At 72.2% G+C, this 10331-nt stretch carries 10 protein-coding genes; 4 read left to right on the top strand and 6 right to left on the bottom strand.

What is annotated here, in order from left to right; genetic code table 11:
* Window positions 1–911: serine/threonine-protein kinase (locus tag AOK24_RS50805; RefSeq protein WP_478078770.1), on the top strand; the 911-nt coding region annotated here is incomplete at its 5' end.
* Here the strand turns inward: AOK24_RS50805 and AOK24_RS18890 are convergent.
* Together AOK24_RS18890 and AOK24_RS18885 are read right to left on the bottom strand one after the other, a co-directional pair.
* Window positions 898–2058, bottom strand: coding sequence for an SH3 domain-containing protein (locus AOK24_RS18890; protein ID WP_055721243.1), 1161 nt, complete (start codon window positions 2056–2058; stop codon window positions 898–900). The genes AOK24_RS50805 and AOK24_RS18890 overlap by 14 nt on opposite strands.
* A gap of 49 nt (window positions 2059–2107) precedes the next feature.
* On the bottom strand, window positions 2108–2590 hold the full coding sequence (locus AOK24_RS18885; RefSeq protein ID WP_055721245.1) for a hypothetical protein: 483 nt from the start codon (window positions 2588–2590) through the stop codon (window positions 2108–2110).
* A 194-nt stretch (window positions 2591–2784) separates the two neighbouring features.
* On the opposite strand from AOK24_RS18885, the gene AOK24_RS18880 reads away from it, so the two are divergent.
* Window positions 2785–3618 carry an LLM class flavin-dependent oxidoreductase gene (locus AOK24_RS18880; protein ID WP_055721242.1) on the top strand — a complete coding sequence of 278 codons (834 nt, stop codon included), beginning with the start codon at window positions 2785–2787 and terminating at the stop codon, window positions 3616–3618.
* A gap of 35 nt (window positions 3619–3653) precedes the next feature.
* Here AOK24_RS18880 and AOK24_RS18875 read toward each other — a convergent pair whose 3' ends face one another.
* Window positions 3654–4391: a class I SAM-dependent DNA methyltransferase gene (locus tag AOK24_RS18875; RefSeq protein ID WP_055721241.1), complete on the bottom strand. Its 738-nt coding sequence runs from the start codon at window positions 4389–4391 to the stop codon at window positions 3654–3656.
* Window positions 4392–4588: 197 nt separating this feature from the next.
* Here AOK24_RS18875 and AOK24_RS18870 point away from each other — a divergent pair, with 197 nt between their 5' ends.
* Together AOK24_RS18870 and AOK24_RS18865 are read left to right on the top strand one after the other, a co-directional pair.
* Entirely contained in the window at window positions 4589–5593 is a 1005-nt protein-coding gene (locus tag AOK24_RS18870) for a LacI family DNA-binding transcriptional regulator (RefSeq protein ID WP_055721240.1), read from the top strand.
* A 118-nt stretch (window positions 5594–5711) separates the two neighbouring features.
* Window positions 5712–7520 (top strand): RICIN domain-containing protein, encoded by a 1809-nt coding sequence (locus AOK24_RS18865; protein ID WP_055721239.1) that lies wholly within the window; start codon window positions 5712–5714, stop codon window positions 7518–7520.
* Window positions 7521–7544: 24 nt separating this feature from the next.
* Here the strand turns inward: AOK24_RS18865 and AOK24_RS18860 are convergent, their stop codons facing one another.
* Genes AOK24_RS18860 through AOK24_RS18850 form a run of 3 tightly spaced genes read right to left on the bottom strand, consistent with a single transcriptional unit; the run spans window position 7545 to window position 10164 of the window.
* Window positions 7545–8072 (bottom strand): hypothetical protein, encoded by a 528-nt coding sequence (locus AOK24_RS18860; protein WP_055721238.1) that lies wholly within the window; start codon window positions 8070–8072, stop codon window positions 7545–7547.
* Window positions 8069–9481, bottom strand: coding sequence for a sensor histidine kinase (locus tag AOK24_RS18855; RefSeq protein WP_079056880.1), 1413 nt, complete (start codon window positions 9479–9481; stop codon window positions 8069–8071). The genes AOK24_RS18860 and AOK24_RS18855 overlap by 4 nt, the downstream gene beginning before the upstream one ends.
* Window positions 9478–10164 carry a response regulator transcription factor gene (locus tag AOK24_RS18850; RefSeq protein WP_055721237.1) on the bottom strand — a complete coding sequence of 229 codons (687 nt, stop codon included), beginning with the start codon at window positions 10162–10164 and terminating at the stop codon, window positions 9478–9480. Before AOK24_RS18850 ends, AOK24_RS18855 begins: the two co-directional genes overlap by 4 nt.
* Window positions 10165–10331: the final 167 nt, after the last annotated feature.

The following is a 10331-nucleotide window of genomic DNA, read 5'->3' as shown; positions in this document are numbered from 1 at the left end:
CCGTCGTACGGACGACCGCCGACATCTGGGCGTTCGGCGTTCTCGCCCACCAGGTCCTCACGGGCGGCCTGCACCCCTTCCCGGGCGCCACGGCCCGAGCCCGCTCGCTGGCCGCGCAGGCGTACGCGCGCGGGACGGCGCCGCTGCGTCTGGACGCCGGTCTGGACGAGAACTGGCGCCGGATCGTGGCCGACTGCCTCGCGCCGGACCACGAGTCACGCCTGAAGCACACCGCCGCGAGCCTCGCGGAACGGGTCGAAGGGCTGGCCGGGACACCCCGCAGGCGCCGCGTGCTGCCGTATGCCGCCGCCGCGCTGGCCGTCGTCGCGGCCGTCGCCGGGTTCGCCATCGCCGGAGGCGGCGACGGACCGGACGACGGGCGGGACGACTCCGGCCGTACGGCTCCCGCCGTCGTGACCGGCGCGCGCGTAGTGGACGCCGGAAGCATCCGGGAGGACTCCGACGTACCGAAGGCCCTGCGCCCGGTCATCGTCAACGCGGCGAAGCGCTGTAGCGACCCCGAGATCACCCCCGCGTTCCTCGCCGCCATGATCAAGGCGGAGAGCGGCTTCGACGTGCACGCCTCCCGCCCGGCGTCGGAGGAGTACGGCATCGCCATGTGGACGCCGTCGGTGTTCCGCGCCTGGGCGGTGGACGGCGACGGGGACGGCGACAAGGATTACTTGTCGCCGCCCGACGCGATCGCCACGATGAGCCTCTACACCTGCTGGCTCGACCAGCAGTTCAAGCAGGCCCGTCTCCCCGAAGGTGACCTGCCCGCGCTGATCGCCGCAGGCTGGCGCACGAGCGACCGCACCGTCATCGACGAGGGTGGCGTCCCCGCGCGCGTACAGCCGCACGTGGACAAGGTGCTGCGCCACCTCGCCGACTACTCGGTCAGCACTCCTTGACGTCCGGGATCCGGTTGTCGGGCGAGCTGACGTAGATGTTGGAGATCCAGCCGCCGTACTGGGGCAGGTAGGCCCACCAGTCGTTCGTGTACGGCGGCACCCGCACCTCCTGTCCCCGCTTCTGGCAGCCGATCAGCACCTCGACGCCGGCCGGGAGCTGCGTCATCGGGGCGTTGCCCGTCGACGGGTCCCGGCGGACGTTGACGTGCTCGCTCCAGGTGCCGTACCACCACCCCCCGGGGCGCGTCGCACCCGGCACGTCCAGCGAGCGGGCCAGCCGCCCGATGTCCGTGTACGCCTTGCCGTACGACGTACCGGCCGGATGCAGCGTGTACACGGCGACGATGGAACGGTCCCCCGCGCCGACGGTCCCCGTGCTGTGCAGCGCGGGACGCGTCAGGTCGACGTCGGCGGCGGCGGTCACGCGCGTGGAGGTCGCGGCGGCGGTCACCCGCGTGGAGGCCGCGGCGGCCGTCGCGTTCGGGCAGGTGCCCTTCGGGTACGACGACCCGGCCCAGCCCTGCTTCACCGCCCACGGCTTGTCGAACGCCCCGGCGACGCCGAAGTGCTGGTCGAAGCCGTCGGAGGCGCAGCGGGTGGACTGGCGCAGGTTGCCCATCACGAAGTCGCGCACGGGCGCGGGCGCCGAGTCCAGGAGGTAGCGGTAGATCGCCACCGTGTCGCGGGCCGAGATCGCCGTGTACCCCCAGAAGCCCGGGTACGCGGCGGGTGGCGGCGCCGTGTCCTGGAGCCCGAGGCGGCCGACCATGCGGTTGATGATCGCCGACCCTCCGTACGTCGACCAGTAGTGGTTGGCCGCGTTGTCGTCGCTGCCGCGCAGCATCGGCTCCAGCCGTGCCCGGTCGGCGGCGGGCACGGTGTAGTCGGGGCCCCGGTTCCACAGGAAGTCCAGCACGAGGAGCAGCTTGACGACGGACGCGGACCTGAACCGGGCGCTCGCGTCGAGCTGTTCGGTGAACGTCCCGGTCTGCCGGTCGAACACCGCGACCCCGGCGGTGACCCCGCTCGGCACCTGCACGGCCGCGACGGCGGCGGGGGCCGGACCGGCACCGGCAGCGGCGGCGGACCCCGCCGCACCACCGACCAGCAGCAACGCGGCACCGGCCGCGAGGAGACGACGCTTCATGGGGAGTGCTCCCGGAGGTTGATGGAGTCGAAGGGCGGGCGCGGAGCGGTCACCACCAGGCGGAGCAGCGGACCACGCCGTCGGAGATCAGCGAACCGCACACCCGGAACTGGTAGTTGGGGTCGGTGCTGGTCCGCTTGAACGGGGTGGTCAGGCTCTGCCCGGCCGAGCGGACGGTGAACGGCCCGCACTGGAGCCACGGCGACACGGCGTTCGTGTTGTCCCAGCCGTCCGCGCGCCAGTCCATCCACACGTTGTCGCCGGGCCGGGTCTCGCCGCTGATCTTGCCGAACGCGATCTGACCGCCGAACCAGCCCTTCTCCAGCGTGAACCGGACGTTGCCGACGGAGAAGTCACGCGGCTTGTCCGTGTCGCCCTCGGCGTCGTCCGGGTGGTCGCGGAAGCCGCGCGCACCACCCGTGCAGTCCGAGGCCGCCGCGCTCGCGGGCTGCGCGGGCTGGGCGACGACGACGCCGGTGGTGAGGGCGCACAGGGCGGCGGCGGTGGCGAGGGTGGGGCGGAACAGGCGCATGGGGGCCGTCTCTTCCTGGTCGGGTGTCGCGGAGGACTCGAACACTAGGGAAGGAGGCGGGAGTTGCGGTCCTGACGAATGTCAGGGTGGGCCGTCGCCCCCGTACCGCCGGCCGGTGACCCAATTCACGTGCCCCGAAGTGCCTCCGCCAGACTGGTCCCGCGTCCCGGCAACCAACCCTGGAGAGGGTTCCCGTGCACGAGAACTTGCGCTTCGGCGTCTACCTGCCGCCGTTCGGCCCCTTCGGCGACCCCAACATCCTCGTCGAACTGGCGGTGCGCGCGGAGGCCGCCGGGTGGGACGGGGTGTTCCTGTGGGACCACGTCGTCAGCGAGGCGATGCCGATCGCCGACCCCTGGACCACGCTCGCGGCCATCGCGCAGGCCACCGGGAGCCTGCTGCTCGGCCCGGCCGTCACGCCGCTCGCCCGGCGCCGCCCCTGGATGGTCGCACGGCACGCGTCCACCGTCAGCAGGCTCTCCCGGGGACGGCTCGTCGTCGGTACGGGAGTGGGGGTCGACGAGACCGGCGACTTCAGCCGCTTCGGGGAGCCCGCCGGCCTGGCCACCCGCGCGTCGATGCTGACCGAGGGGCTCGGGCTGATGCGGGCGATGTGGGCCGGCGAGGCCATCGACCACGACGGCCCGCACTACCGGGTGAACCTGCCGGCCGGGCAGCCGGAGCCGTACCGCATCCCGGTCTGGATGGCCGCCTCCACGAACCACCCGCGAGTGATCCGCCGGGCCGCAGGCTGCGACGGCGTCTTCCCGAACCCCGAGGACCGCGAACTCACCCCGGACGAGGTCGCCGGCGTCCGCCGGGCGCTGAGCCGCGCCGGCCTGCCGGGCGACCGGCCGTTCGACATCGCCGTACGCGGCAACGCGAGCCCCGCGTGGGAGGAGGACAAGGACGTCGACCTGAAGGGGCTCGCCGAGGCCGGGGCGACCTGGTGGCTGGAGTCGCTGATCCACTTCGATCCGCTGGACCTGTCGATGCGGGTCGTGGACGCGGGGCCGCCTCGGGGGTGAACGCGACATCATGCCGGGAGCCGGGAGCCGGTTCGTCAGGTCGGTTTGCGCCACACCGAGACGTGCTTCGCGGACGCGTCCGTGAACGGCTCCCCGTTCCAGTCCCCGACCCGCCGCTCCAGCTCCAGCCCCGCGATCCGCGCCATCAGGTCCAGCTCCGCGGGCCACGCGTACCGGTGCCGGGAGGCGGCGCGGCGGTACCTGCCGTCCTCCTCCCGCGTGAGGTGATGCGAGACGAGGATCTGCTCGGCCAGCTCGAACGTGTCGAACCCGAGATGCCCCGGCGACACGTCGAACGGCACGGCGACCTGCCCCGGCGGCAGGAACCGCAGCGGCGGCACCCCCAGCTCGATGACGAACCGCCCGCCGGGCGCCAGATGCCGGGCGGCGTTACGGAAGCACTCGACCTGCTCGTCCTGCGTGAGGAGGTTGGTGATCGTGTTGTAGACGAGGTACACGAGACTGAACTCGCCGGGTACGACGGCACTGGCCATGTCCCCCATGACCACCGGCAACGTCTCCTCGTCGACCTTCCGCCGCAGCACCCTCGCCATGTGCTCGGAGAACTCGATCCCGGCGACCGGCACACCCCGCTCCCGCAACGGCACCCCCACCCGCCCGGTGCCGATCGCGAACTCCAACGCGCGGCCGTCCCCGGCGAGTTGGGCGAGGAAGTCGAGGGTCGGCCCGAGCACACGGGCCGAGGTCATCTCGGTCTCCTCGGCGTCGTAGCGTTCGGCGGTGGCGCGGTCCCACAACTCGCTGCTCGTCATGGACGACCACTCTGCCGAGGAGGGAAGCGGAGTGTCGACGCATTTAACGCCGTCCCGGTGTGAACCGGTTCGAGCATCCCCGCGCGGGGCATTGACAGCGACCCCGGCCGCTTCTAACTTCCCTCACGCGAACCGGTTCGACCCAGACATCAGACCCAGAGCCAGGCCCAGACATCAGACATCAGACGGAGGAACCCGTGAACATCGGTGAGATCGCCCGCCGGGCCGGTGTCTCCCGGAGCACCGTCTCGTACGCCCTCAGCGGCAAGCGCCCGGTCTCCGCCGACACCCGCCTGAAGATCCAGCGCGTCATCGACGAGCTGGGCTACCGCCCCAACGCGAGCGCGAGGGCACTGGCCAACGGCCGCACGAACACCATCGGCCTGGTCTTCCCGCCCGCCGGCGACCACTACACCGGCATGCAGCTCGACTTCATCGGCAGCGTCGTCGAGGCAGCCGCCTCCTACGACTACGACGTCCTGCTCTCCCCGGGCGGCGTGGACAGCGACCGCTCCTTCCAACGCCTCCTGGGAGAACGCCGCGTCGACGGCGCCATCCTCATGGAGATCCGCCTCCAGGACGACCGGGTCGACCACCTCGCCGCCCTCGACTTCCCGGCCGTCAGCATCGGCCGTACCGCCCGCCCCGAACGCGACTGGTGGGTGGCGCTCGACCACACGGCCCTCGCGGCGGCCTGCGTCCACCACCTCGCCGACCTCGGCCACCGGCGGATCGCCCTGGTCAACCGCCCTGAACACCTCCTGCGCACGGGCTACGAGTCCGCGCACCGGGGCCTTGAGGGGTTCACGAAGGCCGCCGCCGAGCGCGGTCTGACGGCCCGTTCGTACTGCTGCGGCGACGACGCGGCGTCCGGCGAGGCGTGCCTGGAGCGGATCCTGTACGACGATCCCGCGACGACCGCGCTCGTCACCCTCAACGAAGCGTGCCTGGGCGGCATCTACCGGGGACTCGCGCACGCCGGACGCCATGTCCCGCGCGACTTCTCGGTCACCGGGATCGTCGCGGCGCGCTGGGCGGAGACGATGACGCCGCAGCTCACGGCCGCCGACGTACCGGCCGCGCAGATGGGGAGGCTGGCGGTGGAACTGCTCATCGAGCGCCTCGGCGATGCCGAGGTGCCCGCGCGCCACCACTTCCTGACGCCGCCGATCTCGCTGCGGGCGAGCACGGGGCCCGCCTGAGGGACGGCTCCAGGCCGACGGCGGTCGACGGCGGCCGGCAGCGGTCGACGGTTCACCTCCGTGCGTGTGCGTGTCATGACCATGACCATCTGGCACCATCGAGACAAGGAGCCCAGCCATGCCCGTGCCCCGCACCCCGCTCATCGCACTCGCCACACTCCTCGCGCTCCCCGCATTCACGCTCCCCGCCCGGGCCGCCGACACCACCGTCACCGTCGACTTCGCCACAGCGGGCGGCGCCCCCGCCTACCGCGCCTCCGGAACCCTCTACGGCCTGACCGAGAACGGCACCCTCCCGCAGGACCACTTCTACAAGGACATCAAGTGGAAGTTCATGCGGGCGGGCGGCGCCCAGCTCGACAGCCCCGGCGGCTGGGCGGCGGGCAAGTACGACCGCCGCTGGAACTCCACCCTCGCCCAGTACCGCCGCACCAAGTCCCTCGGCGGCACCTTCGTCATCCTCCCGCACGACATCTGGGGCGCCGACGGAACGACGACGCCCACCTTCCCCGGCGACGGCGGCAACTGGTCGAGCTTCGACGCCTTCTACGACCGCCTCCTCACCGACGTGAAGGCGGCCGGCGCCACCGACGTGCAGTGGGACATCTGGAACGAGCCCGACTGCTCGTTCTTCTGGGGCTCGGGCCAGCCCCAGTACCTGGAGATGTGGAAACGCGCCTACCGCAAGATCCGTACGGCGATCCCCGGCGCCGTCATCGTCGGCGCGAGCACCTGCGGCCACCCCAACTCCGGCAACACCTGGTGGAACACGTACCTCGACTACGTGAAGGCCAACGACGTCCAGCCGGACATCTACAGCTGGCACAACCTCCCCGGCGACCCGGTCGCCGACGGCGACTCCCTGCGGGCCAAGCTCGCCGCGCGCTCGATGACGACGAACCGCCCCTTCCAGGTCAACGAGTACGCCGCGAGCAACGAGCAGAACCCGGGGCGCGGCGGCTGGTACATCTCCCGCCTGGAGCGGGCCGGCGCGGACGGGCTGCGCGCCAACTGGGCGAGCGGCGCGAACCTCCACGACTTCGCGGCCAGGCTGCTGACGAAGTCCGGGAGCCAGTACCTGCCGCTGGGGGAGTGGTTCCTGTACCGCTACTACGGCTCGCAGACCGGCAACATCGTCAAGGTCACGCCGGGCACGAACACCGACGCCGTCGCCACCAAGGACAACGCCGCCCGCAACGCGAAGATCCTCCTCGGCAGCAACGGCAACACCGGGAACGTCACGGTGAGTCTGGGCCGCCTCGACACCACGTCCCTCGTCGAGAACGGCCGCGTCCGCGCGATCGTCCAGCGCGTCCCCGACAACGGGGGCGGCGCGGTCACCGGGCCCGTCACCGTCTCCGACCAGCAGCTCACCGTCAGCGGCAACTCCGCGTCCGTCAGGGTCCCTTGGACCGACGCGGCCGACGGCTACACCGTGACCCTGCTGCCGCCGTCCGACACGACGATCTCGACCGTCGCCGTCGTCCAGCACAGCGGCCAGTGCCTGGACGACACGAACCTGTCCACCGGCGACGGCACCCAGTACCAGCAGTACCCCTGCGAGGGCGGGTACCAGCAGATGCTGGACCTGAGGCCGGTCGCCGGACGCGCCAACACCTACACCGTGGTCAACGAGTTGAGCGGCAAGTGCCTCGACGTCGCCGGGTCGTCCACGGCCGACGGCGCCGCGGTGCAGCAGTACACCTGCACCGGGGGCACCAACCAGATGTTCACGCTGAACGCCGTGAGCGCGCTCGGCAACGCCAAGGACCGCCAACTGGTCGCCGTGCACAGCGGGAAGTGCGTCGACGTGAGCGAGGTGTCCGCCTCGGCGGGGGCGAAGGTCCACCAGTGGACGTGCGACGCGGCGGCCACGCTGCCGAACAAGCGGAACCAGATCTGGCGGCTCCAGGGTCTCGGGGCCTGAGGCTGGGGCTCTAAGGCCGGGGCTCTAAGGCTGGGGGCACCGCCCGTCCGTCCGTCGCGCCAACTGCTGCTCCCTCTCGACCAGTTGGACCGTCACCACCGACAGCCGCGGAGTCGAGATCCGCCGTGCGGCGGCGACCGTGCACACCACCTGGTCGATCGCGAGGTCGGTCAACTCCCGCATCCCGTCGGGGAGTCGGACGGTCAGGGAGCCGCCGTCCTCGGTGACGGCGAAGCTCCCCGGCGACTCCCCGAAGAGGTCCCCCGGCGCGGCCGGCGCGGCGGTCGGCAGGGCCCGCACCTGGGTCGTGAACCCCTCGCCGGGCGGCGGGCCGGTGAGCAGCAGGGACAGGGCGTCGTCGGTGTCGCCGGGGCGTTCGGTCGGCCGCAGGACGGCACTGAGAGCGTCGTCGCGGATGTAGTACACGGCCGTGACCGGGGCGATCCCGCTCGCCGGACCGCCCGCCTCGACGACCCCGGTCGCCGGAATGCCGCAGGAGGACAGCGCGAGGAGCGCGGCGAGCGCCGGGGCGGCGCGGCGGCCGGGGTTCATGGCTGCTCCGGTGCGGTGAGGGGCAGGACGACGGTGAACACGGCGCCCCCGTCGGGGTGGTTGGCCGCGCGCACCGTACCGCCGTGCACGCGGACGTTCTCCGCGGTGATCGCGAGCCCGAGCCCGCTGCCCTCCGAACGGGTGCGCGCGGAGTCCGACTTGTAGAACCGGTCGAAGACGTGCGGCAGGACGTCGTCCTGGATACCGGGCCCGCTGTCCCGCACCTCGACAACTGCCGTGCCCCCGGCGGCGGTCAGCCGTACGGTCACCGGCCGGCCCCCGTGCTTGAGCGCGTTGCCGACGAGGTTGGCGATCACGACGTCGACGCGCCGGGGGTCGACGTCCGCCCGTACGGCGTACGGCAGTTGGACCGTCACGGCGTCCGTCCAGCCGCGTGCGGCGAGCGTGCGCCGGATGGACTCGGCGAGGTCGATCGCGTCCCGGTGCACCTGCGCCGCGCCCGCGTCGAACCGGGAGATCTCCATCAAGTCGTCGACGAGCGAGGCGAGTTTGACGGTCTCCTCGCTGATCAGCCGGACGGCGGTCGCCGTGTCCGGGTCGAGCCCGGCCGCGTCCTCGTCGAGGACGTCGGTCACCGCTGACATCGCGGCGAGCGGCGTGCGCAGCTCGTGCGAGACGTCGGCGGCGAAGCGCCGGGCCCGCGCCTCCATCTCCCGCAGCTCCGCCACCGAAGCCTCCAGCGCGGCGGCCGTCTCGTTGAACGTGTGGGACAGGTCGGCGAGTTCGTCGGAACCGTTCACCGCGAGCCGCGTGTCGAGCCGGCCCTCGGCGATCCGCCGGGTCGCCTGGCGCAGCGCCCGCACCGGCACCAGCACCCCGCGCGCCGCGAACAGCGCGAGCGCCACCGCGAGCAACAGGGCGCCCAGCATGGCGCGTTGGACGCCGGTGACCAGGGCGTCGACGTACGCCTGCTCGACGGTCTGCGGGACGGAGAGGTAGACGTGGACGCCGGAGGCGATGCCGCTCGGGTCGGTGAAGGTGACCGACATGCCGACGAGGAGCGAGGTGCGGCCGTCGGTGCGGACGCGCTGGAACACGGTCGCGCGGCTGGTGGCCACCGACTCCCTTATGCCGGGGGTGAGTTCATCGAGCCGGTCGCCCGCGCTGAGGTCCCGGTACTCGGCGAGGATGCGCCAACTCCCGTCGTTGGCCTTGATGTCGTCGGCGAAGCGCCGCAAGTCCGCCTGGTCGGGCGGGTACGGGAGGTTCGGCGCCTCCTGGCCGACGTGGCTGCGGAGCTGGCGGATCACCGCGTCCTGGCTCTGCTGGAGGATGCCGGTGCGGGCCTCGCGCAGGGTCAGCGCGCCGGTCGCGGTCGCGGCGACGGCGGCGACGAGGACGAACGCGACGATCAGGCGTGAACGCAGGCCGCGGAAAGGGCGGTTCACCGGTCGGCGGTGAAGCGGTAGCCGAAGCCGCGCACCGTGTGGATGAAACGGGGGGCGCGCGGCGGCTCGTCCAGCTTGGTGCGCAGGCGCTTGACGCAGGCGTCCACCAGCCGGGCGTCCCCGTGGAAGTCGTGCTCCCACACCGCCTCCAGCAACTGCTGCCGGCTGAACACCTGGCCCGGCGACGCGGAGAGCGTCAGCAGCAGCCGCATCTCGGAGGGCGCGAGCGCGACCGGCGTACCGGCGAGGGTGACGGTCACCCCGGCGCGGTCGACGGACAGGTCGCCGAACGTGTCGATGGCGGGCAGCCCCTGGCCGCCGCCCGCCCGGCGCAGTACGGCCCTGATGCGGGCGTCCAGGACGCGGGCGGTGACCGGCTTCACCACGTAGTCGTCGGCGCCGACCTCCAGGCCGACCACGATGTCGACCTCGTCGCCGCGCGCCGTCGCCATGATGATCGGCAGCGTCTCGTCGACCGCCCGGATGGCCGCGCACACTTCGAGTCCCGGCATGCCCGGCAGCATCAGATCGAGGACGACGATGTCCGGCCGGAACGCCCGGAGTTGGGTCAGTCCCTCCTCGCCGGTCGGCACGCCGCACACGTCGTGGCCCTGTCGGCGCAGCCCCAGGACGACGCCCTCGCGGACAGCCCGGTCGTCCTCGATCAGAAGTACACGTGACATTGGTTCAGTAACCGCCAACAAACGATCAATAGGTCACCGGATTAAACACCCGTTATCGCTTCGTGACCAAATGGGCCAGGCTCGATCACATAACCCCAGCACGGTGAACCCCCGTGACACCGCACCGAACTCCCGCCCCCCGCCGCAGTCGCCGCCGTCGTCGCCGC

It is taken from the genome of Streptomyces niveiscabiei (assembly GCF_001419795.1).
In the GTDB taxonomy this organism is placed as follows: Bacteria; Actinomycetota; Actinomycetes; order Streptomycetales; family Streptomycetaceae; genus Streptomyces; species Streptomyces niveiscabiei.
Note: the sequence above shows the minus strand (reverse complement) of the source record. Positions and strands in the feature narration are given on the sequence as shown.